The organism is Leptolyngbya sp. NK1-12 (assembly GCF_032598965.1).
Lineage (GTDB): Bacteria > Cyanobacteriota > Cyanobacteriia > Elainellales > Elainellaceae > Elainella.
On sequence record NZ_CP053586.1, the window covers coordinates 285,159 to 310,250 of the forward strand.

Annotated in this window: 22 protein-coding genes; 9 read left to right on the forward strand and 13 right to left on the reverse strand. The window is 51.4% G+C overall.

Translation table 11 applies throughout. From position 1 onward, the window contains the following. The first annotated feature begins 179 nt into the window (after positions 1-179). Both ndhD1 and HJG54_RS00840 read left to right on the forward strand, forming a co-directional pair. Complete coding sequence (ndhD1, locus tag HJG54_RS00835) at positions 180-1,757, forward strand: photosynthetic/respiratory NAD(P)H-quinone oxidoreductase subunit D1 (protein ID WP_316432804.1); 1,578 nt, start codon at positions 180-182, stop codon at positions 1,755-1,757. Positions 1,758-2,079: 322 nt separating this feature from the next. Then, positions 2,080-2,664 carry a Uma2 family endonuclease gene (locus tag HJG54_RS00840; RefSeq protein ID WP_316432805.1) on the forward strand — a complete coding sequence of 195 codons (585 nt, stop codon included), beginning with the start codon at positions 2,080-2,082 and terminating at the stop codon, positions 2,662-2,664. Positions 2,665-2,678: 14 nt separating this feature from the next. On the opposite strand, the gene HJG54_RS00845 is transcribed toward HJG54_RS00840, so the two are convergent. Both HJG54_RS00845 and HJG54_RS00850 read right to left on the reverse strand, forming a co-directional pair. After that, positions 2,679-3,452 (reverse strand): SDR family NAD(P)-dependent oxidoreductase, encoded by a 774-nt coding sequence (locus HJG54_RS00845; RefSeq protein ID WP_316432806.1) that lies wholly within the window; start codon positions 3,450-3,452, stop codon positions 2,679-2,681. A 1-nt stretch (position 3,453) separates the two neighbouring features. Continuing rightward, entirely contained in the window at positions 3,454-4,236 is a 783-nt protein-coding gene (locus tag HJG54_RS00850) for a GntR family transcriptional regulator (protein ID WP_316432807.1), read from the reverse strand. A 98-nt stretch (positions 4,237-4,334) separates the two neighbouring features. Between HJG54_RS00850 and HJG54_RS00855 the strand changes: the two genes are divergently transcribed. Further along, positions 4,335-5,945 carry a 2-isopropylmalate synthase gene (locus tag HJG54_RS00855; RefSeq protein WP_316432808.1) on the forward strand — a complete coding sequence of 537 codons (1,611 nt, stop codon included), beginning with the start codon at positions 4,335-4,337 and terminating at the stop codon, positions 5,943-5,945. Between the two features lie 128 nt (positions 5,946-6,073). Here the strand turns inward: HJG54_RS00855 and ctpB are convergent, their stop codons facing one another. Together ctpB and hetR are read right to left on the reverse strand one after the other, a co-directional pair. Continuing rightward, positions 6,074-7,411, reverse strand: coding sequence for a carboxyl-terminal processing protease CtpB (gene ctpB / locus HJG54_RS00860; RefSeq protein WP_316432809.1), 1,338 nt, complete (start codon positions 7,409-7,411; stop codon positions 6,074-6,076). Positions 7,412-8,445: 1,034 nt separating this feature from the next. Continuing rightward, a complete protein-coding gene (gene hetR, locus HJG54_RS00865) occupies positions 8,446-9,345 on the reverse strand; it encodes a heterocyst differentiation master regulator HetR (protein WP_316432810.1) in 900 nt (299 codons plus the stop codon). Between the two features lie 1,026 nt (positions 9,346-10,371). Here hetR and HJG54_RS00870 point away from each other — a divergent pair. Further along, positions 10,372-11,799, forward strand: coding sequence for an IctB family putative bicarbonate transporter (locus tag HJG54_RS00870; protein WP_316432812.1), 1,428 nt, complete (start codon positions 10,372-10,374; stop codon positions 11,797-11,799). Positions 11,800-12,122: 323 nt separating this feature from the next. Here the strand turns inward: HJG54_RS00870 and HJG54_RS00875 are convergent, their stop codons facing one another. Together HJG54_RS00875 and HJG54_RS00880 are read right to left on the reverse strand one after the other, a co-directional pair. Continuing rightward, positions 12,123-12,413 (reverse strand): YggT family protein, encoded by a 291-nt coding sequence (locus HJG54_RS00875; RefSeq protein WP_036000850.1) that lies wholly within the window; start codon positions 12,411-12,413, stop codon positions 12,123-12,125. Between the two features lie 208 nt (positions 12,414-12,621). Further along, positions 12,622-13,791, reverse strand: coding sequence for an NAD(P)/FAD-dependent oxidoreductase (locus tag HJG54_RS00880; protein WP_316432813.1), 1,170 nt, complete (start codon positions 13,789-13,791; stop codon positions 12,622-12,624). A gap of 84 nt (positions 13,792-13,875) precedes the next feature. Between HJG54_RS00880 and HJG54_RS00885 the strand changes: the two genes are divergently transcribed. Further along, positions 13,876-14,838 (forward strand): 3'(2'),5'-bisphosphate nucleotidase, encoded by a 963-nt coding sequence (locus tag HJG54_RS00885; protein WP_316432814.1) that lies wholly within the window; start codon positions 13,876-13,878, stop codon positions 14,836-14,838. A gap of 33 nt (positions 14,839-14,871) precedes the next feature. Here HJG54_RS00885 and HJG54_RS00890 read toward each other — a convergent pair whose 3' ends face one another. Both HJG54_RS00890 and ispE read right to left on the reverse strand, forming a co-directional pair. Further along, positions 14,872-15,222: a DUF3082 domain-containing protein gene (locus HJG54_RS00890; protein WP_081914745.1), complete on the reverse strand. Its 351-nt coding sequence runs from the start codon at positions 15,220-15,222 to the stop codon at positions 14,872-14,874. A gap of 11 nt (positions 15,223-15,233) precedes the next feature. Next, complete coding sequence (ispE, locus tag HJG54_RS00895; protein WP_316432815.1) at positions 15,234-16,175, reverse strand: 4-(cytidine 5'-diphospho)-2-C-methyl-D-erythritol kinase; 942 nt, start codon at positions 16,173-16,175, stop codon at positions 15,234-15,236. 15 nt (positions 16,176-16,190) lie between these two features. Between ispE and HJG54_RS00900 the strand changes: the two genes are divergently transcribed. Next, positions 16,191-16,349, forward strand: a complete 159-nt coding sequence (locus HJG54_RS00900) for a hypothetical protein (protein ID WP_316432816.1) — start codon at positions 16,191-16,193, stop codon at positions 16,347-16,349. 142 nt (positions 16,350-16,491) lie between these two features. Here HJG54_RS00900 and rsmA read toward each other — a convergent pair whose 3' ends face one another. Next, positions 16,492-17,394, reverse strand: coding sequence for a 16S rRNA (adenine(1518)-N(6)/adenine(1519)-N(6))-dimethyltransferase RsmA (gene rsmA, locus HJG54_RS00905; protein ID WP_316432818.1), 903 nt, complete (start codon positions 17,392-17,394; stop codon positions 16,492-16,494). 101 nt (positions 17,395-17,495) lie between these two features. Here rsmA and HJG54_RS00910 point away from each other — a divergent pair, with 101 nt between their 5' ends. Both HJG54_RS00910 and HJG54_RS00915 read left to right on the forward strand, forming a co-directional pair. Then, positions 17,496-18,233, forward strand: coding sequence for an SIMPL domain-containing protein (locus tag HJG54_RS00910; RefSeq protein ID WP_316432819.1), 738 nt, complete (start codon positions 17,496-17,498; stop codon positions 18,231-18,233). A 448-nt stretch (positions 18,234-18,681) separates the two neighbouring features. Further along, positions 18,682-19,533, forward strand: a complete 852-nt coding sequence (locus HJG54_RS00915) for a hypothetical protein (protein ID WP_316432821.1) — start codon at positions 18,682-18,684, stop codon at positions 19,531-19,533. A gap of 93 nt (positions 19,534-19,626) precedes the next feature. On the opposite strand, the gene HJG54_RS00920 is transcribed toward HJG54_RS00915, so the two are convergent. Continuing rightward, positions 19,627-22,278, reverse strand: coding sequence for a DEAD/DEAH box helicase (locus HJG54_RS00920; RefSeq protein WP_316432822.1), 2,652 nt, complete (start codon positions 22,276-22,278; stop codon positions 19,627-19,629). A 293-nt stretch (positions 22,279-22,571) separates the two neighbouring features. Between HJG54_RS00920 and HJG54_RS00925 the strand changes: the two genes are divergently transcribed. After that, on the forward strand, positions 22,572-22,766 hold the full coding sequence (locus HJG54_RS00925) for a hypothetical protein (RefSeq protein WP_316432824.1): 195 nt from the start codon (positions 22,572-22,574) through the stop codon (positions 22,764-22,766). Here HJG54_RS00925 and comJ read toward each other — a convergent pair. The 3 genes from comJ to HJG54_RS35320 all read right to left on the reverse strand — a co-directional run bounded on the left by comJ (position 22,763) and on the right by HJG54_RS35320 (position 25,028). Beyond that, positions 22,763-23,287, reverse strand: coding sequence for a competence protein ComJ (comJ, locus tag HJG54_RS00930; RefSeq protein ID WP_316432825.1), 525 nt, complete (start codon positions 23,285-23,287; stop codon positions 22,763-22,765). The genes HJG54_RS00925 and comJ overlap by 4 nt on opposite strands. Beyond that, positions 23,284-24,516 (reverse strand): NucA/NucB deoxyribonuclease domain-containing protein, encoded by a 1,233-nt coding sequence (locus HJG54_RS00935; RefSeq protein WP_316432826.1) that lies wholly within the window; start codon positions 24,514-24,516, stop codon positions 23,284-23,286. Before HJG54_RS00935 ends, comJ begins: the two co-directional genes overlap by 4 nt. 272 nt (positions 24,517-24,788) lie before the next feature. Further along, complete coding sequence (locus HJG54_RS35320) at positions 24,789-25,028, reverse strand: DUF4278 domain-containing protein (protein WP_420717306.1); 240 nt, start codon at positions 25,026-25,028, stop codon at positions 24,789-24,791. Between the last annotated feature and the right edge of the window lie 64 nt (positions 25,029-25,092).

Genomic DNA, 25,092 nt, shown 5'->3' on the forward strand with positions numbered 1-25,092 from the left:
AACCTATATTTTCGTCCTCCTAGCCAAGATATCTCGTCTTACTAAACCGTCGGGACCAATGCGAAACAAACCCAAAACTTAAAACTCAAAGCTTTTTACTACAGTCCAATGCTAAATAAACCCAAAACCTTAAAACTCAAAACTCAAAACTTAAAACTCAAAACTTGATAAACGCTGCAATGAACACTGCTGATTTTCCTTGGTTAACAACCGCAATTCTGTTTCCAGTGTTAGCCTCCTTGGCAATTCCCTTTATTCCAGACAAGGATGGCAAAACGGTGCGCTGGTATGCACTCATCGTGGGATTAATTGATTTCCTTGTCCTCGTCTATGCCTTCTACACGCAGTACGATCTGTCGAATCCGGGTCTCCAGTTGGTGGAGAGCTATACCTGGGTACCGGCGATCGATCTGAAGTGGTCGGTGGGCGCGGATGGGTTATCGATGCCGCTGATTTTGTTAACCGCTTTCATCACCACCCTGGCGATTTTGGCCTCTTGGCCAGTGACGCTGAAGCCCAAGCTGTTTTACTTTTTGATGCTGGCGATGTACGGCGGCCAGTTGGGTGTGTTTGCCGTGCAGGACATGCTTTTGTTCTTCCTAATGTGGGAGCTGGAACTGATTCCGGTCTATCTGCTGCTCTCGATCTGGGGCGGCAAAAAGCGCCTCTACGCCGCGACCAAGTTCATTCTCTATACGGCGGGCGGTTCGCTGTTCATTCTGGTGGCAGCCTTAGCAATGGCCTTTTATGGCGACACCACCACGTTTGATATGCGCGCCCTGATGGCAAAGGATTATCCGCTCAACTTCCAGCTTTGGGTCTATGCTGGGTTCCTGATTGCCTATGCCGTGAAGTTGCCAATTTTTCCCCTGCATACCTGGCTGCCCGACGCCCACGGTGAGGCCACAGCCCCAGTCCACATGCTGCTGGCGGGGATTCTGCTGAAGATGGGCGGCTATGCCCTGATCCGCATGAATGTGGAAATGCTGCCCCAGGCTCACGTTTACTTTGCGCCGATTCTGGTGATTTTGGGCGTGGTGAATATCATTTATGCTGCCCTCACCTCCTTTGCCCAGCGCAACCTGAAGCGAAAGATCGCCTATTCTTCGATTTCCCATATGGGCTTTGTGCTGATTGGGATCTCGTCCTTTACCGACCTGGGTCTCAGTGGGGCGATGCTGCAAATGGTGTCGCATGGGTTGATCGGAGCCAGCCTGTTCTTCCTGGTGGGAGCCACCTACGACCGCACCCATACCCTGATTTTGGATGAGATGGGCGGCGTCGGTAAGAAGATGCCAAAAATCTTCGCCATGTTCACGGCCTGTTCGCTCGCATCTCTGGCGCTACCGGGCATGAGCGGCTTCGTGGCTGAACTGATGGTGTTTGTCGGTTTTGCCACCAGCGATGCCTACAGTCTGCCGTTTAAGGTGATTGTCGTGATCTTGGCTGCGGTGGGTGTGATCTTGACGCCGATCTACCTGCTCTCGATGCTGCGAGAAATCTTCTACGGTCCCGAAAACAAGGAATTGGTTGAGCATGAGGTCTTGGTCGATTCTGAGCCGCGTGAGGTGTTTATCATCGCCTGTCTGCTGATTCCGATTATCGGCATTGGCTTCTATCCCAAGCTGCTGACTCAAATCTACGACGCGAAAACCCTGGCTATTACTGCCGAGTTGCAGGAAGCTCGTGCGGCTCTGGGCGATCAACCCATCAGACCACTCGCCCTACAGGCAAGTGAGGCCCCTGCGCTCAACTGACAAATCTCTGCGACAGTACAATACTAGGTAGGCTAAATTAATCTTCGCTCCACAATGCCGGGTCTCGACTCCGCTCAACCCTCTGCTTCCCGAAAAGTTGCGCATTGAGCGGAGTCGAAATGCGTCTTCTCAATCATTGCCCCCACCTACTTATTTTTTGTCAGTCGCGCAGGTAATAAGCAGGTAATAAAGGTAATAAATCCTATGCTCCAGCTTTACGGTGTTCACTGAGGCTGGAGTTTTTGTTGAAATTATGTCTATGCTGTTAAGTAATCATCAACTAGGGCATGTTTAGTCACGATCCGTAAAGGGCCAGATCGTTATGACACAGGCGCTTGAACAACGAAACTATACCGCTGAAGAGTATCTTGAGCTTGAGTTAGCAGCCGATATCCGCAGCGAATATCGCAATGGCACAATTGTTTCTATGACCGGGGGCACGCCAGATCATAATGAATTAGCCATCAACCTTGCTACCCTTCTCAAAGCTGCCTTACGAGGCAAACCCTATCGAATTTTTGCAATGGACCAACGGATTTGGGTCCCCAATCGCAATCTCTACACCTATCCGGATGTCATGGTTATAGAAAAGCCCTTGCAGCTTCAAGAAGGGCGCACCGATACTGTAACCAATCCTTGCTTGCTCGCTGAAATTCTCTCAAAATCAACTCAAGATTATGACCACGGTGAGAAGTTTTTTGCTTATCGCAGTATCGAAAGCTTTCGTGAATACCTACTGATTGATCAATATGAAATTCATGTAGAACACTACGTTAAAACGGCTGCTAATCAATGGCTGCTATCCGAGTATGATGATCCCGCTGTGACGCTATCCTTGGCTACGTTTGAGGCGCATATCCCAATCCTTGATCTCTACGAAAATATTGATATTACGATTGATTCTTGAAGCAAGCAGCTTGGTTAGATCGCGGTGTAGCCTCCGTCTACATACAGCACGGTTCCAGTCACATAGGAAGAGGCATCAGATGCCAAGAACACGACTGGACCGACTAATTCTTGCGGTTGGCCCCGTCGCTTCAGCGGTGTAAATGTAGCGATTTGTTGCTGCTTCTCAGGATTATTATGTTCCGCTTTGGCTCCTTGCATAATGTTCTCGAAATAGCCTGGTGCAATGGCATTAACCCGAATCTTCTGGGCCGCCCATTCTAATGCCATCACCCGCGTCAGTTGGTTGATGCCACCCTTGGCCGCACTATAGGCTACTAAATTTGTAATTCCTACCACCGAGGCAATGGAAGAAATAAAGATAATCGAACCACCTTGGCCCTGATGCATCATCTGTTTCGCGGCAGCTTGAGCACAGAGAAACTGCCCTTTCAGGTTCACGTCCAAAATTTTGTCCCACTCGGCTTCGGCTAACTCGATAGCTGGCTTAATGATGTCGATCCCAGCATTGTTGACCAAAATATTTACACTGCCAAATTGGCTAACCGCAAACTGGATCAGCGCCCCACAGCTTTGTTTTGAAGTGACATCTACAAAGGTTGCGGCTGCCGTTCCACCAGTTGATTGAATGCTTTGGGCAACCTGGTGTGCTGCTTCCAGATCGCGATCGCAAACCACGACCTGTGCCTGATGGGCTGCTAATCCCTGAGCCATTGCCGCTCCCAGCCCACGCCCAGAGCCGGTGACGATCGCAACCTTACCTGATAAATCGAATAGGTTGTATTCCATCTCACTCTGTCTTTGAAGCAACTTGTTCCGAACGAGAAAAGGGCATGGAAGTTAAACCAGTCTGCAAGCCATTGGTAATGGGGGGCTTTAACAGCGGCTCAGCCCGACCTTTAGCCGATCCGCCCTGCAAATACTCGACCAACTGCTCAGCGGCCTGCCCGATATGCTGCTGCAATATCTGAATCGCGGTTGGAATATCTCGCTGACGACAGGCCGCCAAGAGCTGGTGGTGTTCGGCTTGGCTGCGGTCGCGGTACTGCAATTCCTGCATTTGCAGCCGAATATAGCGATCGACATTGATATGCAAGGTTTTGATCATGCTGAGCAGACGCGGTCGATTTGCTGGCTGATATAAGGCGCTATGAAACTGCCAGTTCAGCTCAGCCCAGCGCATTGGCTCAGTGGTTTGCTCGGTCTCTTGCAAAAGTTGGGCTGCTCGGTCGAGGTCGGCATCGCTGAGGTGGGGAATGGCTAGCTGGAGGGCCATCGTTTCTAGCGCCATGCGGATCTCGCAGATTTCTTGGGCTTCGGAGGGAGACAGACTCGAAACCATCGCACCCCGATTGGGATGAAAGGTGACTAACCCTTCTGCCTCTAGCTGCCGCAGGGCTTCTCGCACCGGAATCCGGCTGACGCCAAACTGGGTGGCAATTTCGTCTTGCCGCAGGGACTGGCCTTCTTGAAATAACCCATGCTGGATCGCCTGCCGCAGGGCTTCTGCAATCAAATCTGGGGTACTGCGTTGATGTTGCAGCACATTGGCTGCCAGGTCGTTCAAGTTCATATCTGATCAAATTCATACTTTATATTGTATGCAAAAAGAGGGATCGTATACAATATCCAATAATCACGCTTTCTCTCGTTCCTTTCTAGGAGTCTGTTATGAGCATTCCACAGCCCGATCGGGTCATCATCTTCGATACCACCCTCCGCGATGGCGAGCAGTCCCCCGGAGCTACCCTCAACGCCGAAGAAAAGCTGGCGATTGCTCATCAACTGGCTCTCCTGGGCGTAGATGTGATTGAAGCAGGCTTTGCCGCCTCTAGCCCTGGTGATTTTGCTGCCGTGCGGACGATTGCTGAGCAGGTAGGCACACTCGATGGCCCGATTATCTGCAGTTTGGCGCGAGCCGTGCGTCAGGATATCCAAACCGCTGCCGAAGCACTGCAACCCGCTGCCCATTCCCGCATTCATGTGTTTATCTCGGCCTCGGATATTCACTTGCAGTATCAGTTGCGCAAATCCCGCGCTGAGGTGCTGGCCATTGTGGAGGAAATGGTGGCCTATGCCAAATCCTTTGTGGAAGATGTGGAGTTTTCGCCAATGGATGCCACCCGTGCCGAACCCGCTTACCTCTACCAAATGCTAGAAACAGCGATTCGGGCGGGCGCAACCACAATCAACATCCCCGATACCGTCGGCTATCGCACGCCCAAGGAAATGGAGCGGTTGATTCAAGGGATTCGCACCCGGGTGGCTGGGATCGATCAGGTGGTGCTGTCGGTTCACACCCAGAACGATTTGGGGTTGGCAACGGCCAATGCGTTAGCGGCCATCGAGCATGGGGTACGGCAGATTGAATGCACGATTAACGGCATTGGCGAACGGGCGGGCAATACGGCGTTAGAAGAAATCGTCATGGCGCTGGAGGTGCGCAAGTCCTACTTCAATCCGTTTTTGGGACGACCCAGCGAATCGGATGCACCCCTCACCCGCATCAAAACCACCGAAATCTACAAAACATCGCGCTTGGTATCACACCTAACCGGCATGTTAGTCCAGCCGAATAAGGCAATTGTGGGTGCCAATGCCTTTGCCCATGAGTCCGGAATTCACCAAGACGGCGTGCTCAAGCACCGCGAAACCTACGAAATTATGGAAGCGGCCTCGATTGGTCTAGCCGAAAATCAGATCGTTTTGGGTAAACATTCTGGCCGCAATGCCTTCCGGACGCGGCTCCAGGAATTGGGCTTTGAACTGAACGAAGCGGACCTCAACAAAGCCTTTCACCGGTTTAAGGAAATTGCCGACAAAAAGAAAGAAGTCTCGGATTGGGATCTAGAAGCGATTGTGCGCGACGAACTGCAAGTCCAGATCGAGTCAGGCTTTCAGCTGGAGCATGTGCAAGTCACCTGCGGTGACTGTACCTGCCCCACGGCCACCGTGACGATTCTCAAACCCGACGGTACGATTCTCACCGATGCCGCTGTGGGAACTGGGCCGGTCGATGCGGTCTATCGTGCTATTCACCGCCTGGTGCAAATTCCGAATCAGCTCGTGGAATTTTCGGTGCAGGCAGTTACCGAAGGCATTGACGCTCTGGGTACGGTGACGGTACGCCTGCGGCAAGACAGCCGGCTTTTCTCCGGTCAAGCCTCCGACACGGATATTGTGGTTGCAGCCGCCCATGCCTACATGACTGCCCTGAATCGAGTGCATCGCCATATCCAGAACCAGCCTGAGCGGCCAGCTCCGACCGGCATCCTGTTCTAGAGCAAATTCAGAAAATTAGGGGAGCAGAAACCAGATCAGTAACTACTCCCCTAATCAACCGAACGTTGGTGGTTTGGGCAAGGTGGCTCTTAGAGTAAACCACGCTTACACAGACCGCGTTGATCTACTCACTGGGTTGACTGCTGTTGCCCCTGACCGACGCTGAGTTGTAGCAACGAGGGAGATGGAGTTGGGTTGCGCCGATTCAAGGCGATGGTTGGCTTGAGGGCATTCACAGCCTGTAGGTATTGGGGATCATTGTCGGTCCCGATCAGCGCCTGATTGGTAAGCAATGTCCGCCGCTCGCCTTCTGATAGGCTAATTTCGACATTGGGCGTAATGCCGCGATGGCTAATGTCCAAACCGCCTGGCGTGTAGTAATGGGCAATGGTTACGGCTAAACCCGACCCATCCGAGAGGGCATGCACCGATTGCACCAACGCTTTACCAAAGGTTTGGCTACCTACCACCACGGCTCGGTTGTTGTCCATCAAAGCGCCCGTTAAAATTTCACTCGAACTAGCCGATCCGCCGTCAACCAAGACCGCTAGCGGTAGCTTTGTCATAGCAGTTTGATTGGCTTTGATCTCTTCGCTAGCGCCCCTCCGATCGACCGTGCGCACAATTGAACCAGAATCTAACCAGAGTCGGGCAATTTCAACGCTAGCTTGCAGTAGCCCGCCCGGATTGCCTCGCAAATCAAGCACAAAGCCTTCGACGTTTTGTTTGAGCAAGTTCTCCATCGCCTCGCGCATCTGTTCTGGCGCATGGCCACTAAATTCGGTCAGCCGAATGTAGCCAATCCGAGCACCGTTCTCTTGACGGAGAGCATGACTGACGTTAGATAACTCAATTCTGGCGCGAGTTAGGGGTAGCTCAAACGGTCTCTGTCCCTCTCGTTCGATCTTGAGGGTAATTTGCGTTCCAATTTCCCCTTGAATCAAACGGGAGGCCGCTTCTACCGTCATCCCGCGAGTTGACTTACCATCGATTGCCACAATCCGGTCGCCTGCTCGAATCCCGGCCTCACTGGCAGGTGAGTTGGCAATCGGTTCAACCACCGTCAGCATTTTTGAATTTGCATCCACCCGTAGCCGCACTCCTACGCCGGACAGTTCCCCAGAGGTTTGGTTAGTCAAGGCGCGATACTGCTCGGGATCAAGAAAGCGGGTGTAGGGATCTCCTAGGCGTTCCAGCTCCTGCCGTAATGCATTGTACGCTTCTTGAGTACTGGAGTAATTGCGGCTCAAGAGCTGCTGCCGAACAGCCATCCAGTCTACTTGATTGAATGCGGTATCAACATACTCCCGGTTTACGATCTGCCATGCTTCATCTAAGACAGCTTTGGGACTGTCTTGAAACAAGGCCTGAGCGGGATGGGAAACACTAAGAATCGAGGTTGCAGCAAAGGCTCCAGTAAACAGAGCACCAGGCAGGGTACGGGGAAAATCACGAAGTTGCTTCATGTGGGCTAACGGTAGGCAATAAGGAACGGAAAGAGCAGAAGGGTTAGTTGTCAAATGTGTGGCTCTAGTTCAAGTGAAGCGTGTGGCTCAGTAGCCAATTGAGTTGGAATAATCGCTGAGTCACCACGTCAACTAGAGCCAAATTTTAGCGGAGTTCCTGTTGAAACCTAGGTGACACCTAGCCTAAGCAAAATGTGCTTTAAATCAACAGCAGCGACTAATGGCTATGAGACAAGCCGATTGAGAGGGGCAAGATTTAGATAGAGCGTGATCGAACTGGGGCTGAATGTGCCATGAGTTACGCCATGAGTCTTTCACTGATTCGGTACTCCGTAGTTCTAATTCAGGGTGACGGGGATCGGTAGGGAATTTAAATAAAATAAACGTATGGATTGTGGCCGTTGCCACAAACTTGGCCTTATTAGCCCAGCACCTTTGAAAGGAGCTGAGCCTACCAGAAAGCCACCCCTAGGCCAATTGCTTGGTTCACCAATTAGCTTGGTTCACCACTTTAGGTTGACCAGTCTGAGCTGACTAGCTTTTAGTTCACCAGTTTTGGTTAACTGTTTCCGACCTAACAGATTTAAACAGATTTAAGTAGACAGAACCCATTTTCTAGCTTGCCACTCTGGAGCTGTGGACCATTAATCTAAACAATTAACTGCCGCCCTCAGAGTGCAATTTAGAACAAGCTGATGCGTATATGCTCAAATCTACACAATCGATCAAATTACAGAAGAAAGCCAATGCAATAAGAATATCAAGAGATGCTATTCAGTAAAAGTAGTGTCCGCTAGTGTAGCAAAAGATCGCAGCGTGTCATCACTTCGCAGCCAAACTTTAAAGTCTGTTTAGATCTATTTAGATTTAGTAAGTAGAACAACATAATTCATGAAACCCAAAGGGGGGTTGCGCTGCCCACTGGGCAGCCCAACACCCTGATCTTGGTTTTAATTAAGTTGAATGACTTAAAAACTTTTGTAGACTGCAGCGGCTGTTCTTAAAGGAACTACAAGCAGAACTTTTTCAGACGGCTAACTTTCTTTAGGCCCCACTACCATCTGAAGCGCAACTGTTTTGCCGCCCTTTTGATGGTGTCGATCGGCCCAAGCTCGGATGATCTCATCTAGTTCTTCCAAGGCGTCTTCCATCTGATCAGCCGGAATGTCAAGTTCCTCCAGGATGCGAATGGTTCCTGGTCGCCGTTCCGACCAATCCTTCATCATCCGGAAGAAACGAGCTGTGTCCTCAATCATCGTGTAAGCCCGCTCTTCCTCATCCGCTGGAGCATAGGAGGCTCGCATCAATGCATATAACGGGATACTCCAGGGAGAATCGATGCGGGTAATCGTCCCTGAGTAGATTAAACGGCGTTTAATGTGTTCGGCTAAAGCTTCACTGAGCGGTGCGCGACGGTCGGGCGGTAGGGTGGTCTGGGATTGCTCGTGCAAATACTCGATCAAATCCATCAGCTGAAAAGCATTGATCAGTTGAGCGTTGGGTAAATTGGGCGGCAGTTTTTCTTCGATTTGCCGCTTTTCTTCCAACGTCAAGCTGGTTCCCGGCACTCGTGAGCGGCCCGGCTGCCAGGGATACTGCTCCAACCAGATATAGGGAAACTCGATCAAATAGCTTGGCTCCTGCGAGCCAAGCATTTTCAGCAACTTACCCTCGGTTAGCGCCTGCCGCACCTCCTCTACAATCACCTTCACCCGCTTTGGTTCGATGTGGTGCAAATGACCCGTCATGCGCAGGTTTTGATCCTGCTCTAGATAAGTCATGTAAATCGCACATTTGGCAGCTGTAGCCGCTGCATCTAAAAAAGCACCATGCCGATGCCCACCCATTCGCATCGCGCTAAAGGCAAGATAAATCATGATCTGATCGATCGCACTGGGGCTTAGGCGTTTAATCAGATCGACATCATTCGTCATTGCGGCACTCAAGAAAAGGTTACGGGGGAACTTTACCGAGGACTATTGTAGGGAAGGGGAATTCACTGTCAAACAATGAATTCAGATATCCTCACTATATATTTGCAGCCACATAAAGGAATCGTGTAGATAACTGAATTAACAGGCCATTCACAGCATGTCGATGGATTGATCGCGGCTCATGCAGCATTGTTTCGCTTCCTAGTCTCGCTTCTTATTTTACTTCAGAGACCAAAAATCTAAGGGCAAAATCAAGCTCTAAATGAAAATAACTAGCGAAACCTGAAAGACGGGTGAAAGGAATGTGGGCAATTGAATCTTAGCAGTTTAATTTGGAGCAAAGCAGCGGATCATAGAAAACAGCGCAGACTGGCGAGACGTTTGATTTGACTTAGCTTGACCAATTCAGCTCCTGATTCAGGTTTTTGGGTGGGGTACACTGAAATGTACCCCGTCTTGCTGCTAGGTTGAAATAGGTTAAAAACTCAACTGTCACCTTGCTGCTAGAGAAGAACTCGCTTAAGAGAACAGGTTTGAAGCAATGGAGCGCAGGAAAGGGAGAAACTGCACTCTGCGTGCTTCTGAATTCAGCTGATCAGAAAAACAGCCGGGTCACTGAACAGATATGCTTTGAAAAGCTGTAGACTGGTGAGACATTCGGCTTTGGAGGTGGCAGAACAGGGAATTGGAACCATTGGAAAGCTAGTATTTGACTGTATCAACGCCCACTACCCCGGTTTAAGGCAGGACGTGTAGGCACGGCAAAAGCATCAATCGAGAGAGCGACGATTCGTGTAAGCATGATTGGTTTCCGTATCAACGTCATCTAAATTGGTGATACAGAAACTTTGCTGTTCAATCAGGAAAAAATTGGACCAAGTGCAAAATTGCGCAGAAAGGTGATACGGGTAAGCAGTAGCAACTGACTCACCAACCTTCCCCTTTCCGGCTAACCTGGACTATGGATTGTTGATTTACTGATTGTCGATATAATGTTGGACCAATTGTTGGCCCCCGTTTCAAGTTATGACTTCAACCTGGCAGAACTTAACCCTGATCAATCTATCGGCGCAGCAATGGATTCGCTCCAGTTACCTGCACTATTTGGTAGGCTCCCTAAGATCCTGGCGGCAAGGTAGTTGGTTGATGCAGTGGGCAGAACCAATTGGCGGACTATTGGTGATGCTCGTGTTTTCACTAGCACCGTTTGTATCCAATGCCCTGATCGGGGTGCTGCTCATGGCCTGTGCCGGCTATTGGTTATTGCTAACCCTTTCAGATGACGCTGAGCCAGGATCGGTAATTACACCGATTCATCTAATAGTGATACTTTACTGGGGAATTGCTGTTGTTGCAACTGCCGTCTCGCCGGTTCGCTCCGCCGCGTTGGAAGGACTTTTCAAACTAGCGCTGTACATCCTGCTGTTTTTTCTGATGGCACGAGTCATGCGTTCGCCGCGAATTCGTTCAGCCATAATTACGGTCTATCTGTTGGTGGCGCTTGTGGTAAGCGTGGTGGGCTTACGCCAGTGGTTTTTTGGGGCAAGTGCGCTGGCTACCTGGGTTGATCCAGAGTCTTCGTTGGCAGGTACCACACGGGTCTATAGCTTCCTGGGCAACCCGAATTTGCTAGCGGGCTATTTGCTGCCAGCCGTGGTGTTGAGTGCGGCGGCCTTTTTTGCCTGGAAGCGTTGGGTTCCGAAAGCCCTAGCAGTTGTAATGTGGCTGTGCAATTCGCTCTGTTTGGTGCTCACCTTTAGCCGAGGCGGTTGGATTGGCTTTGTAGTGGCCTGCTTTGGGCTACTGCTGCTGCTAGTGCATTGGTTCAGTATTTATTTACCGCGCTTTTGGCGTCGGTGGGCATTGCCGATTGTGTTGGGAGTTTCGGCGACGCTGGTGATCCTGGCAGTAGTTGCAGTGGATCCGCTGCGGGACCGGGTGATGAGTATGTTTAGCGGACGGGAAGATAGCAGCAATAACTTCCGCATCAATGTTTGGATGGCGGTGATCGAGATGATCAAAGACCGTCCAATTCTGGGGATTGGGCCAGGCAATGATGCATTTAACCGAGTCTATCCCCAATATCAGGCCACTGGCTACACAGCCCTCAGCGCCTATTCGATTTTTCTAGAAGTTGTGGTGGAAACAGGCTTAATTGGGTTAGCTTGCTTTCTGTGGCTTTTGCTGGTCGTGTTTAATCAAGGCTGGGTTCAGCTACAGCGGCTGCGCCAGATCGGCAATCGGGAAGGCTTTTGGCTAATGGCAGCCCTGGCTACTATGCTGGGGATGCTGGCGCACGGAGCAGTAGACACGGTCTGGTATCGGCCTCAGGTGAGCACTCTGTGGTGGCTGATGATGGCGCTGGTGACCAGTTTTTATCAGCCGTTGGGCCAAGCTTACTCAAGACCAGACGCCCTTTTGGCCGATGGTCAGGGTGTGGAGCCGCAGGCTTGAATGTTCTCTGACTTGGGATAGCTTTAGCGACTAAAGTCACGACTCCACAGACAAAACCTGCCTGCGTAGGTTGGAACTGTGCGTTATCTTCACCTTGTCCTCAGCTTTGGGCATTTGGGAGCCTCGGGCATTTGGGAAGGCGCTTTGGTTTTGGAGTGGTGGTTACTTTTGAAGCAGCCGCTTTCCGGCTGGGCCGTCTAGACCGGCTTCAACTATCTTCTGGCGGAACCATCTAGCCATGACAAAACCCCTGCCCGCTTCACTGGACGAGAGGTTTTGTGAAAGACCTAGCCTAGGCTGTAACTACTATCGACTAAAGCAATCTAGTAGAGATAAGCTGCCGCTTGAGCTGCTGCCGTGACAAATAGTCTAGAGGCGATGTTCAGCACAAAGATAGCTAGAATCGGCGAGAAGTCTATGCCGCCGAGCGGTGGAATAATCGAGCGGAAGAGGTTCAGATATGGGTCAGTAATCTGACTCAAAAACGACAAGGGCGGATTGTACAAATCGATATTGGGGAACCAGCTCAGAAGAATCCGCACAATCAGCAAAACCGAGTAAATCTGAAGAAACTGGCCTAGGGCGATTGCAATTAATGCGATAGAACTGCTCATGGGTATGCCGTCGTTTTTCTGTAGAGCGCTTGTCTGAGTAACAAGCTTAGTCTAACGAATACTCTACCATTCCTGACAAATTCTCAGCTTTTCTCAGGTTAATTTCGGTTTTTGCTCGGTAGCCGTATTGATGCTGTTTGGAGGTTAGGAGTCGGGAGTCGGGAGTTGGGAGTCGGGAACCAGATTACTCCATTCGATTGATCTAGTCTCAGCAAAAGCGGTTGGGTAGCAGTTGGGGTGGAATGGCTTTGCTGAGTCCGGTGGCGGCTTGGGCAAATCGACGCGCTAAGGGAGGCAATATCGAGAAGGGATTGCTGAATCCGGTGAACACATGTAGTCCGTCTCGGTTGGGAACAGCTCCTACCAGCGGTAAGCGATCGCCGCTAAAGGCAACCCGACAGGACCGCCATTCACCGGGCACTGACTCTAAGGCGGGAAGCAATTGGCCAATCGTTCGACGCAGGGCGGCTTCGCTAGCAGCGGCATCAATGGTTGCCTCTAAATCGGTGAGGGTGCGGCTTACCTGCCCAATCAACAGCCGCCCATCCCGAAACTGCACAACTCCGGCATCCAAAATAGCAGGTACCACTTCCTGACCGGGTTGGTCCCAGAGGACATCGGTTTCAGGTGCGCTGGCTTTGGCCTCCATTTCAAACCGCTGAAGTTTGGCGGGCATCACCAGAGCTTGGAGGCTGATGTCAACCGCAGTCGCCTCGATCAGTTCGGCATGGGTGAAATAAATCCGCGTCGAGAAACCGGCTGAGCGCAACAGTGGACGTGTGTAGGCCCCGGCACAGATAACGACATTGGCGGCGGCATGGGCAGCAGTTGGAGTTTTCACGCCTTGAATCCGCTGATTCTGCTCGATCCAACCTATTACGGGTGCAATCTCGATCAATCCACCCAGGCGCAAAAATGCCTGATTATAGGCTGCAACAGTTGCCGAGGGAGAGACATGGCCGTGGGGAAACCGCAGTGCTCCCGCAATTGCCGATTGGTTCAGCAGGGGTTCTCGTTCTGCAGCCGTTTGGGCATCCAGAATCACGGGAGGAATCGCCACCTTGGTGTAGGTGGTTGCAACCGCTGTTGGATCGTCCTCAGGCGCAACGGTCATCAGCAAATCTAGCTCTCGAAATTGGGTATCGCTCTCCAGTTCTGCCGAGAGCTGACGGTGCAGCGTGATTCCCTCCTGGCAGAGTTGCTGCATCAGCGCTGTGGTGCCCGACCAGTAGGCAATGCCGCCGTAGCTGTAGCGTGTGCCGTTCTCTGGATGGTTTGACTGGTCTAGCAGCAGAACCGAAAAACCGCTTTTCTGTAATTCGTAGCTGAGGGCCGCTCCCGCCAGCCCATTGCCTACCACAATCCAGTCTGTGGTCATCTTTACCCAATCCCTCCCAATTCCTGATTGCCCGCTCACCTTAGGATATAACTGGAAAGATTACCCGATTGGAACAAAGACTGCATGTCCTATCAACTCGAAACGCAAGTTGCGATCAAAGCTGTGACGCTGGCCGCCAAACTATGTCAGCAGGTCCGCCAAACCATTCAGGCCGAAGCAATTGAAAAGCGAGACCGCAGCCCAGTTACGATTGCCGATTTCGGCTCTCAGGCCATTATTTGCAAACTGATTGCAGATGCCTTTCCTAACGATCCGATTGTGGCTGAGGAAGATGCCGCCGCCCTGAGCCAGCCCGATATGGCTCCCTACTTAACCCAAGTGACCGAGCAGGTGCGGTCGATTTTGACCGAAGCGACGCCCGATGCAGTAATTGACTGGATTAACCGAGGCAACGGGCAGGTTGGCTCCCGCTACTGGACGCTCGATCCAATCGATGGTACCAAAGGCTTTTTGCGCGGCGACCAATACGCTGTAGCCCTAGCCCTCGTGGAAGACGGGGAAGTCAAAGTTGGGGTTCTGGGTTGTCCGGCGCTGACGCTGGCAGGTGATGCGGGTAGTCTGTTGGTAGCAGTGCGCCATCAGGGCGCAACAATAACTTCCCTTGCCGGAGGCGATCCGCAGCCGATTCAGGTTGTCCGTTCCGCAAATGCCGCAAATTTCCGCTTTGTTGAAAGTGTGGAATCGGGACATGGCGATCAGACCCAACAAAACGCCGTCGCTCAAGCGGTTGGGATCACGGCTGCCCCCCTGCGAATGGATAGTCAGGCCAAGTATGCAGTCGTAGCTTGCGGTGAGGCGGCTCTGTATTTGCGCTTGCCTTCACCCAAAACGCCGGATTACCGCGAAAAAATCTGGGACCATGCGGCTGGCGTGATTGTGGTGGAAGAAGCAGGCGGCAAAGTCACCGATATGCATGGCAAACCGCTCAACTTCGCGCTGGATTACAAGCTCACCGAAAATCAGGGCGTTGTGGTGAGCAACGGCAGTTGTCATGAGGCCGTGTTGGCTGCCTTAAAAGATGCCTAGACCCGCTAGCAGTGCAGCAGCGATTGCTCTGGCTCAAGATTTTTCGGCTTTGGCTTGCTGGATGAAAAGTTGAATACTTAAGGCTATTAAACCCAGCGTCGCGATTGTAAAAATGCCGGTTGCCAGCGTAGAGACCCCAATCACCAAAGTACGGACCGCAACGGCAATGTTGGCCGCAAAGGTGCTCTTGGTTGGCAGCGGCACACCGGCCAAAACCTGAATAATCGAGTGAGTCAGGGAGTACATTGCAAACGCCAGCCCGCCAGAAATAGCTGCACCCCGCAGGCAGCGCCCAGGTGTGGTGGGAACCCTGCTAGAGCTAGCGGTTGAACTGCCCAGGGAACGTTCAGCCGGAGTGACTGGGGTAGGATTTTGGTCCGTCATGATGGATTTCCTCAATGAACAAGCTGAATGCCATTGGCGCTCAGTCGAGTGGTCCAGACACCCAAATCCGGATCGGGTAGGGCGGTTTTAAGCTGCTGGCGGATTTGTTCTGCCTGTGCCTTTGATTCTACCAAGGCAAACACCGTCGAGCCGGACCCCGACATCATCACCCCAAGTGGGTTAAATTCGGCCAAGATGCGGCGCAACCCTTCTACCTGGGGATAAGCCGGCAGCACCACTTTTTCCAAATCATTGTGCAGCAATTGCCCGATTCGCTTGCCGTCCCGCTGCTGAATCGCCGCCACTATTTCGCCCGAATGGACTCGCTGGCGTCGTTGCAGCAAATTGTCTCCCGAAACATAGGACTGACTGAACTGCTGCCGATAGGTTTTGTAGGCCCAGGGCGTAGAGATACCCAAGCTGCGATATTTGGCCAGCACCGCATAGAGAAAATCCACACTCGGTAGGGGAGCTAACTGTTCGCCGCGTCCGGTGGCAATCGCAGTCCCACCACTGACACAAAAAGGAATATCCGAACCGAGCTGAGCTGCCATCTCTTGAATTTCGATTTGGGTCAACCCTAGTTTCCACATCAGGTCCATTCCGATCAAAACTGCGGCGGCATCTGTTGAGCCACCCGCCAACCCTGCGCCCATCGGAATCCGTTTGTGAATGGTGATATCTACCCCGCCAAATTTACTATATGTCTGCGGAAACTGCTTCGCCATCAGAGCGGCAGCCTTATAGGTCAAATTGCTGCTATCGGTGGGAATTTGCGGATCATCGCAGTGTACCCGAATCTGCTCGGTACCGTTGGCTCGCAGGTCAATTTGATCCGCCAGATCGATACTTTGCAGAATCATCGCCAGCTCATGGTAGCCGTCCGGGCGGTCGCCAATGATTTCCAGGTAAAGGTTGATTTTAGCGGGAGCGATGAGGGAGTAGGCTTGCATGGGAGGTGAGGGGAGATGGAGAAGGTGGAGAAGGTGGGGAAGGTGGAGAAGATGGGGAAGGTGGAGAAGATGGGGAAGGTGGAGAAGATGGGGAAGGTGGAGAAGATGGGGAAGGTGGGGGAGTGGGTTGGGGCAGGGGGCTATTATACTTCGCAAGCAGGACAAGGGGAATGAGGGGGAGGATTTTCAAGGAGCTAGAAGCCAGGAGTCAGGAGTCAGGCTTCCCAGAGCGTCAGCCGACGAGAGTCAGGAGTCAGGAGTCAAGAGTTGGAGTGAGAGCCAGTTTGGTCAGAGTCAAAAAGAGATGCTGGCTGCTTTAAACTTCCCTATCTTCCCTATCTTCCCTATCTTCCCTATCTTCCCTATCTTCCCTATCTTCCTTACCTTCCCTATCGCCTCCATCTCCCTCATCTCCCAGCCGATTACTCAACGCCACCCAATCCGCAACGCCCAGATCTTCTGCGCGGGCTTGGGGGTTGAGGCCAAGACTTTCTAGAAGGTGCGATAGCGTCTCCCGATCAATCAGGCTTTGCAGATTATTGCGCAGCATTTTGCGGCGAGTGGCGAAACCCAATTTAACGAGCGTATCTAACTGACGTGGATCGAGGGCGGGTGGATCAAATGGGCGAGGCTGTAGGTGCACCACCGCAGAGTCTACTTTGGGCGGCGGCTGAAAGGCTTTGGCGGGTACGTCGCAGATCCACTGGCAAGCGGCTAAATATTGCACTCGTACCGATAGGGCACCAAAGGCTTTGGAACTAGGCTGGGCGCACAACCGCTCGGCCACTTCTTTTTGCAGTAATAGCACTATCGCGTCGAATGGTTGAGGGTTGGGTTGAGCAATAGTACCGAGCAGCTTTTCTAGAATTGGTCCGGTGATATTATAGGGAATGTTAGCGACGACTTTATTAGGATAAATGAAGTTGGGAAAATCAGCCAATGCTTCAGCCAAATCTAATGACAGAAAGTCCCCTTCCAGTAACAGAAAATTGGATGTCGTCGCGAATGCTTTGCGCAGCAGCTCGCACAAATCGCGATCGATCTCTACAGCAACTACCGACTGCACCGAGGGCAACAGCTTCTGTGTCAATAGGCCCGTTCCTGGACCAATTTCCAACAGCCGATCGTCTGAGGAGAGCGTGGCTGCTGCCACAATTTGCGCCAGTGCGGTTTCACTGCGTAACCAATGTTGTCCAAATCGTTTGCGGGCTTGGGGCATGGAGGCTGGAGAGACGGTTGCTAAAACGGTAACTAAAGAATAGATGCCAAGACCAGGTGTCAGAGTAGATTTATAACACTTTTGTGAGGAGATGATTCAAGATGAAATTGGCTCGATCGCTACGCTCCCTAATGCTGGTAAGCTGTTTGGCATTTCCAGTAATGATCACAACTAGTCTGGCGGCTAGTCCCGTTTTGGCTCAGCAGGAGCAGATTATGCGCACATTAACCGTAACTGGACAGGGCAAGGAGTCAGTGGCAACCACCCTGACACAGGTGCAGCTTGGGGTCGAAGTCCAGGCCAAGACTGCAGAAGAGGCACAGCAGGAGGCAGCCCGCCGCTCCACTGCCGTAGTCGAGTTTCTGCGCTCCCGCAACGTTGATAAGCTGCAAACCACCGGCATTTCCCTAAATCCGCGATATGACTACGCCAATAACCGCCAGCAGATCATTGGCTACAGCGCCACCAACACTGTCAGCTTTCGGGTGCCAACCGACCGAGCTGGCAATCTCCTCGATGACGCTGTGGCAGCCGGTGCGACGCGAATTGATAGCGTTAGTTTTGTGGCCGATGATGCCGCTGTAGAAACCGCACGTCAGCAGGCAATTCAGGAAGCGATCCAAAATGCCCAGGTTCAGGCCAATACAGTGCTCAGCAGCCTGGGCTTAACGCAGCAGGAAATTGTCGGGATTCAGGTAAATGGAGCTGCCCCACCTCCCCCCATTCTGTACCGAGCCAATATGGACGCAATGGCCCAAGCAGAGAGTGCACCCGAAACGCCAATCGTTGGCGGTGAGCAGGAGGTGGAAGCCTCGGTGACGCTGCAAATTCGGTACTAGGGTGCAGGGATTCAGAGGTGATCGACGGAGAAAGCTCAGATCCTCTCGCCCTGCATGAATCCAGCGCCTTTCGCTATCGCCTCGCAGTGGGTGATGGGAACGAGTTAACATTTAACCTCTCTCAACTGAAGTTCAGACTAAGCAGAAATAAGCTCAGCCTGGATTTCAATGCTGAGCAAGGAATGAAGAATGACGTGTTGAACGCTCAAGCAAATGGTAAAACTCACCTAACAGGTCAATGCGCTCATCTGTGTTAGAGCGACCTTTCTTAGCGAGCATCCACTAAAATAGGGAGAATGCGACGGTGATTCTGGCACCATGCTAGCCGAATAGGGCTGCAAAGTCTTGGGATTAGAGTGATCTGATCTATGGGGGCCATAGTTTGACAGTGGTTATTCTCATGCCCCTTTTTCTGTTCTCTTGCAAGTTTTGTCGTGTCCTCAGAGCGATGGATATTATTTCTATGCTGACAACATCCACTTCAGCTACAAGGCTTGCGGAACTCCAAACCATGATCAAAACCGTTGCGCATCAGCGCTACACCTTTGAGTTTGAACCAACGGTGTACCATCAGCTTGTACAGGACTATCCCAGCTTTGCGCACTTCTTTGACAGTTTTCAGCAGTTGCACCAAGCGATTCTGCTTCACAAGGAAAATTACGACATCAATCCCTATCAGGACACGGCCCACAAAGGCGTCTACCTACTCGGCGTTCAGGATACTGATTTGGGCATTTTCCCCTATGCTGACCTGGTTTGGAAATGCTCCCAGGGCAAACCTCAAGGCGGCAACCTGCGGCACCAATTTTACCGCAGCCAAATGCTGAGCTATGAGTTGGCAGCTAAACTGTCGGCCAGAGAACAGGAGTTGCTTCAGATCTGTCCGGTTTATCTTTATATGCAGTCCCAGAGTGAGCAAGATTTCTGCAAGCAAATTCTGGTAATGCCGCGCGTCAAGGGCAAAACGTTAGGTGAAATTCCCACCGGATTTACAGCCGATTTTTGTCAGGTGTTTCAAATTCCCAGCTTGGAGGAAATTCAGCAGCGGTCTCGGTTTCGACTGCATCGCTGGCTCGATCCGGACAAACAGCGCCAATTGCTGAAAATTCAAACGGCTTATTTATTTCGGCGTCTTTGGCAGAAAGGAATCAAAATCCTTAGCTTGAATCAGAAGAATATTCTGCTTAATTCATCTTCGGCAAGCGAGGATGTTCACTATAATATTATCGATCCGGTTGCCGACTACTTTGCGCCAATTACTCCGTTGTATAACCTCAGTACTAGCTTACTGTGCGATTAATGCAGTTGATTTAGATAGTCCTATGCAGCTTCTGAGAGTGCTCAAAGCTATCCGGCAAATCGCCATGCGGTCAGACTGCATTGAATTCTCACGTTAATCTACTCCTTCGTTCACCGGGAAGCGATCAATCAGCTGAATTGCCCGCACTGCATTCACTTGCAAATCTTCGGTCAGGTAGGGCACATGGGGCACCTGGGAGAGAAAATCCACCGTGCGGCGCAGGATGCGCACCACATCGCCTTCGTCCAGGCTGGTATTGGCGCAGAGTTCAGTCCACTCCACACCAAGCGCCCACTGCTCGACTAGCCCCATCCACTCAGTTTCCAGCCACACGGGCAGGGCTACCTGATGGCGACGTTGCAGTTTGAAAAGCTCGCGGCGAATACTGCGCAGTTCACCCAGGGCTGTTTCCACCTCTAGAGAGGCATCGTAGCGAGTCCAGTTATCCGGACGAGACACTTCCGTCACCAGCGCGGCACAGGCCGCCGCCAGATGATGAGGATCGAGCGTGTCCAACTCACCCGAAGCCAAGGCCAGCCCCAGCCACAGTTCATTATCGCCCCGAATCGCGGCTGCCACCTGACCGAGTGGCGTCGGTTTCGCGTCTTCTAGGCAACCAAACGCCTGCAAGATTTCCATCAGGCTGAGGAATTCCTGCCAATAGCGCTGACTATGCTGACTTAACTTTTGGCGTCGGCTTGCTAGCTCATCCTGCATCCGTTCAATCCGCTTCTGCCGTTTCAGCAGATAGGTAGGATGCCCCACGCTATGAAGCGGGTGATCTTTGAGTTGAGCTTCCAGTGCGATGACTCGCCCCTGCTGATCTCGCACTTCTGGAGCTGTATCTGCTTGATCTGGAATCATCGGAATCAGTTGAACAATCGCAGCCGTTGCTTCATCGCCTTTGCGCACCGATCCCGGTTTTGGCGTCAATTCGGGCGGCGGTACTAGTCGATCCACTGGTTCTAGACGCGGAAATTCAGGATGTAGCCCTACCACATCGCCTACGGTGGCCACATACCAGCGGTTATCTTGCCCCAGACAAATCAGGTAGGGGAATTGACCCGATCCGTGGGCTTTCATCACCAGTGTGGCCGCCAGCGGTGCAGACACTGGCACATGCTTGCCCTTCAAACTCAAGATGGTTCCAGCTACCGCAAACGACAAAGCCGTTGCTAAATGTTGCGACTCCACCTCATGGGCCTGCTGCTGCAAAATTTTCAACAGGCGGCGCTCTTCCTTCAGCCGCTCGTTGAGCTTCTCGTAGCTGGCGATCAGCTCTGGGTCAATCGCTGCAAACTGACTCTGCTGATGGGCGATTTCGGCCTCCAGATCGTAAATCGCCTGCTGTTGCGGTCGTAGATACAACGTCGAGAGGTAATGGCCAAAGCTGCGCTCGATCAAGTTTTGCGCTTCTTCTAGGGTGTGGGTTTGCAGCAAATTCAGCACCATGCCATAGCTGGGCGTGAATTGGCTCACCAGCGGATCGGCTTTAGACGTTGCCAGATAGGCTGCTTCTGAGGCTCCCTCAAACGGAGTTTGTACCGTCACCACATGCCCCAATTCATCCATGCCCCGGCGTCCAGCGCGTCCGGCCATCTGCAGAAATTCCGATGCTGTCAGCAAGCGATGGCCGCGATCGGTGCGCTTGGAGAGGCTAGAAATCACCGTGGTACGAGCCGGCATATTGATTCCAGCCGCCAGGGTTTCCGTCGCAAACACGATTTTGATCAGCCCTTGCTGGAATAGCTCCTCGATTAACCCCTTCCAGGCAGGCAGCACCCCGGCATGGTGGGAAGCAATACCGCGATAGAGCGATTCAATATAGCCAGACCGCCCGGCCTCTGGATTGCGCTGCAAAAACTCGTCGATTTGCTGCTTTAGGGCCTTAGCTTCCTGCGCGTTTACCAGTGAGAAATTGGCTAGCTCACTCACAGCCTTATCGCACCCCCGACGGCTAAAAATAAAGTAGATGGCAGGCAGCATATCCCGCTGTTGCAGCTGGCTGACCACATAGCCCAAACTAGGAGGCTCTTGCCGTCCCCGCTGCCGTCCTCCTTTGGGCTTCAGACGGGGGTTAATCGATTTGCCATTGCTGTTGAGCAGGGGAAACAGCCCTTTGGGGTTGCAAAAGTGAAACTCCAGCGGCACTGGGCGAAAGTCGGAATAGATCAGCCGAGTGGCTCCGTGGACTTCGCTGATCCAGTCCGTGAGCTGGTCGCTGTTGGCAATTGTGGCGGAAAGGGCCACCAGCTGGATTCCTGGCGGGCAGTAGATAATCGACTCTTCCCAAACCGTGCCTCGCTGCCGGTCGTTCATATAATGGCATTCATCCAGCACTACTGCTTCCACATCTACTAGCGACGTGCCCACCTGCCCGATCGGCGTACCGTACAGCATGTTGCGAAAAATCTCAGTGGTCATCACCAGAATCGGCGCATCCCGGTGAATTGATACATCGCCCGTCAGTAAGCCTACCTGCTCCGCCCCAAACCGTTCGCGAAAGTCCCGCAGCTTCTGATTGGAAAGGGCCTTCAGCGGCGTGGTGTAGAAAACCCGCTTGCCATGGGTCAGAGCGCGATAGATGGCATATTCCCCAATCAGCGTTTTACCTGACCCAGTCGGTGCACACACCACCACCGACTCGCCCGCATCTAAGGCCGCAATGGCTTGCTTTTGAAACTCGTCTAGATCAAAGGGGAACAGTTGATTCAAGTCTAGGGTGGTTAAGGATGGCAGATTCACAGATTAAAACAGAATGGGACAGGTTTATTCCCAATCATACTGCGGGAAGTCAGAAGCGGGGCGTCAGGGGGCTAATACCAATTCTTAGTTTTAAGTTTTGGCTTCCGGTGAGTCAGCCGAACCGAGTTTTGAATTACGGAAGCTGCATACCGCAACCCATCGAATGCTGTAATCTGTAGCCCGATTAAAGGGAAATGGTATAAGCCGTTTTTTGTGCTAAACGCATCAAAATTGCCGAGGCCGAAGCTCAACGAGAACCCCTGATTGCTGAAGCAGAGGACCGCCGTCAGGCCATGCTTAAGGATGCGGCAGGACTGACGCAAGTGAGGCAGCAGATTGCCGCTACTCTGCCTGAAACCGTTGATCCGCGTCAGGTGTTGCGGTTTTGGATTAGGTACGAGTATGCCAAGCGGGGAACGCCATTTGCTGCAACTGGTGTACAGATGCCAGCCGCTTCACCTGCAACCCCAATGCAAATCATTCCCTAGCCCAACACTAGTGAACTACCTGCCAATTCAGAATCTGCACGTAGGATTTCTGCCTGTACCGTTTGTACTTGCGGAACAAACGTGAACCGACACCATTCCGGTAGCAGATCATACTCCTCATCTCCTTGCTCATAGCCAGGGTCACGCTCCAACTCTGCTTGGTTCTGAAACCGAATTTCAAAAATCAAAGCGTATTCTCCCTGGGCAAGCGGAATGGGATCGCCCAGGTCATCTCCTGCAACTCGAATTTCCCCTGAATCACTCACCGTAAATGGCACTAGAATTGCTCGAACTACATTTGGGCTGATCTGAATCTGATCCGCTTGCCAAACTTCTACCATCACCAACCCTGTTTGTCCAAGAGTATTAAATTCTACATGCCCCGGAAGCCATAAAAATCCTTGAGCGTAGTGTTGATCATTCCACTCAACATAAAAATCCTCAATCGCTGTATCGTAAACCGCGATTTGTAGAGACATCGTTGTTGCCAGTTTCAAGGCAGCAAGCATTACAGCATTCATGGAACAACTCTTATGACGACTTTACCTCCATTTGGAATATAGCCATATTTTTTGCCGTTATACTGCCCTTGCATGAAAGCTCCAGAACCTTGATTGTCGCTACTAGCAATTGGCCTAATGTTTGCCCTGCCACCGTTTTCAAGAAAAGCCGCTGGTGGATACTCATCATAGTCCTGCTTGCCAACAGTTCTCGGGTTGCTTGGGTCCTTTTTATAATTTCTGATAGATTGCCGACGACGGGGGTTATCTTTGCCCTTAAGAGCTCTATCTAATGTCAGAATGTCTGGCGCTACTCCTTGCCTATCTAATATATGAGCGGCTGATTCAGGATATCTGCTGATAGGAACGGTAATTTGGGGTAGACCTATTGTAAAAGAATCAGATTGTCCAATTTGCAGATCGGGAGCATAGGTTGGCGCTCCAGTCAGAACTTGCTTGAGTTGATTAACGCCTGGGTTGAGTTGAAGGCGCGGTGCTTTGATAGTAGGTTTAAACCAAACAAAGGGCGTTGCTTCAGTAATTGCACCCGTGTTGAGAGCAATGATTCTCAGGGTGTTTACTCCAGGGCGCAGAGGTTCTGAGAATGTTTTTCCCAGCGGAAAGGGTTGCAGCAGCAAATTCCCCGCAATCACGCGCCGATTGAATATGACAACGACTCGATCGCCATCAAAGATTTCATTTGGTTGCTCAGTGATTTTGAACCGAACCCGATCAGTTATAACCGTTGTATCAAAAGGTGAAGGATCAGAACTGGGTACAGAGCGCGATGAGGGATTAGCTACGTTCTGCCGGATTGTTGCTCTTGCAGAAGTTCTCCTTTGCTGCTTTTCTACAGCAGGAAATGATCTGGGCTTTGTCGATCGGTGATCCAGCAAGGAGTCGTTGCTGGTTGAGTTGAGCAAGGAAGTAGCCGTTTTATTACCTGTTAAGGCATCTACCCCTCCAGACTCCTCAGAACGAATCAGATTACGTCTAAACACAGGTTTGAGGCGCTTTGTAGAATCCGAACCGGAGTTCCGAGTTTCAGCCGTCGCATTGACGGATGTCGGAAAAGATAGTAGTTCCCCTTCAAATCGATGTGGGGAGGATAAGGAGGTATTAATTTCTCGCTTCTCTATCTTGACGTTGCTGTCCAATCTGGGGTTGAGAAAAACTCCATTCATCCAATCAGGCGGTTCTGAGGAAGCGAAAGATGTAGAGCCAAACGGTGGTACATCAGAATGGAACATAGCAGGACATGAAAAAGGAATTTTTAGTTAGAGTGACAATAGCGTGATAGCGCTCGTAATCGTTGCTCAACCAGTGATATTGACCAGTAGGCTGACCTGCTTGAACTACGAACATTCAATCAGGCTGCTATTCAGGCATATCTTCAACGCAGAATAGTTCTTGGCTCTGCTGAAATTTGCGCCATTCGGCGAGAAATGCATAATTGTTTTATTGATTCCAGATAGATGCATTGTGCTTGTTTAAGCAGATCAAAGTTAAACTAATTCATCTTTTATTCAGAGCATGATTTCAATTTATTGACTTTAGGAAACACTATAGTTGGTAGCATATTTCCCCGAGCATACATGACGCCACGATAGCGTAACATTCGCACGGATTGAGGAATCAACTCGGATCGGAACTGTTTTGAGCGCCAAGTCGCCCCCCGATAAACCCCTGAAAGGCTTCCGTCAACCAGAACAAGTTGAGGTGGGTCATATTCATATACACTACCGCGATAACAAAGTTGCATAGCCTTACCTCATCGAGTGAAAAAACTGTAATCTAAATGGTTTACATGCTCAGTCACGTCTCTA

Bases quoted from the DNA above. Each gene is read 5' to 3' on its own strand.
- HJG54_RS00840 (WP_316432805.1), top strand. From the start codon at position 2,080: ATGACACAGGCGCTTGAACAACGAAACTATACCGCTGAAGAGTATCTT.
- HJG54_RS00900 (WP_316432816.1), top strand. From the start codon at position 16,191: ATGGAGAAGGTGGAGAAGGTGGGGAAGGTGGAGAAGATGGGGAAGGTG.
- HJG54_RS00845 (WP_316432806.1), bottom strand. From the start codon at position 3,452: ATGGAATACAACCTATTCGATTTATCAGGTAAGGTTGCGATCGTCACC.
- HJG54_RS00890 (WP_081914745.1), bottom strand. From the start codon at position 15,222: ATGACGGACCAAAATCCTACCCCAGTCACTCCGGCTGAACGTTCCCTG.
- HJG54_RS00915 (WP_316432821.1), top strand. From the start codon at position 18,682: ATGGATATTATTTCTATGCTGACAACATCCACTTCAGCTACAAGGCTT.
- HJG54_RS00870 (WP_316432812.1), top strand. From the start codon at position 10,372: ATGACTTCAACCTGGCAGAACTTAACCCTGATCAATCTATCGGCGCAG.
- ndhD1 (WP_316432804.1), top strand. From the start codon at position 180: ATGAACACTGCTGATTTTCCTTGGTTAACAACCGCAATTCTGTTTCCA.
- HJG54_RS00855 (WP_316432808.1), top strand. From the start codon at position 4,335: ATGAGCATTCCACAGCCCGATCGGGTCATCATCTTCGATACCACCCTC.
- HJG54_RS00875 (WP_036000850.1), bottom strand. From the start codon at position 12,413: ATGAGCAGTTCTATCGCATTAATTGCAATCGCCCTAGGCCAGTTTCTT.
- hetR (WP_316432810.1), bottom strand. From the start codon at position 9,345: ATGACGAATGATGTCGATCTGATTAAACGCCTAAGCCCCAGTGCGATC.
- comJ (WP_316432825.1), bottom strand. From the start codon at position 23,287: ATGAATGCTGTAATGCTTGCTGCCTTGAAACTGGCAACAACGATGTCT.
- ctpB (WP_316432809.1), bottom strand. From the start codon at position 7,411: ATGAAGCAACTTCGTGATTTTCCCCGTACCCTGCCTGGTGCTCTGTTT.
- rsmA (WP_316432818.1), bottom strand. From the start codon at position 17,394: ATGCCCCAAGCCCGCAAACGATTTGGACAACATTGGTTACGCAGTGAA.
- HJG54_RS00880 (WP_316432813.1), bottom strand. From the start codon at position 13,791: ATGACCACAGACTGGATTGTGGTAGGCAATGGGCTGGCGGGAGCGGCC.
- HJG54_RS00925 (WP_316432824.1), top strand. From the start codon at position 22,572: ATGCTTAAGGATGCGGCAGGACTGACGCAAGTGAGGCAGCAGATTGCC.
- HJG54_RS00910 (WP_316432819.1), top strand. From the start codon at position 17,496: ATGAAATTGGCTCGATCGCTACGCTCCCTAATGCTGGTAAGCTGTTTG.
- HJG54_RS00850 (WP_316432807.1), bottom strand. From the start codon at position 4,236: ATGAACTTGAACGACCTGGCAGCCAATGTGCTGCAACATCAACGCAGT.
- HJG54_RS00885 (WP_316432814.1), top strand. From the start codon at position 13,876: ATGTCCTATCAACTCGAAACGCAAGTTGCGATCAAAGCTGTGACGCTG.
- ispE (WP_316432815.1), bottom strand. From the start codon at position 16,175: ATGCAAGCCTACTCCCTCATCGCTCCCGCTAAAATCAACCTTTACCTG.
- HJG54_RS00935 (WP_316432826.1), bottom strand. From the start codon at position 24,516: ATGTTCCATTCTGATGTACCACCGTTTGGCTCTACATCTTTCGCTTCC.
- HJG54_RS35320 (WP_420717306.1), bottom strand. From the start codon at position 25,028: ATGCAACTTTGTTATCGCGGTAGTGTATATGAATATGACCCACCTCAA.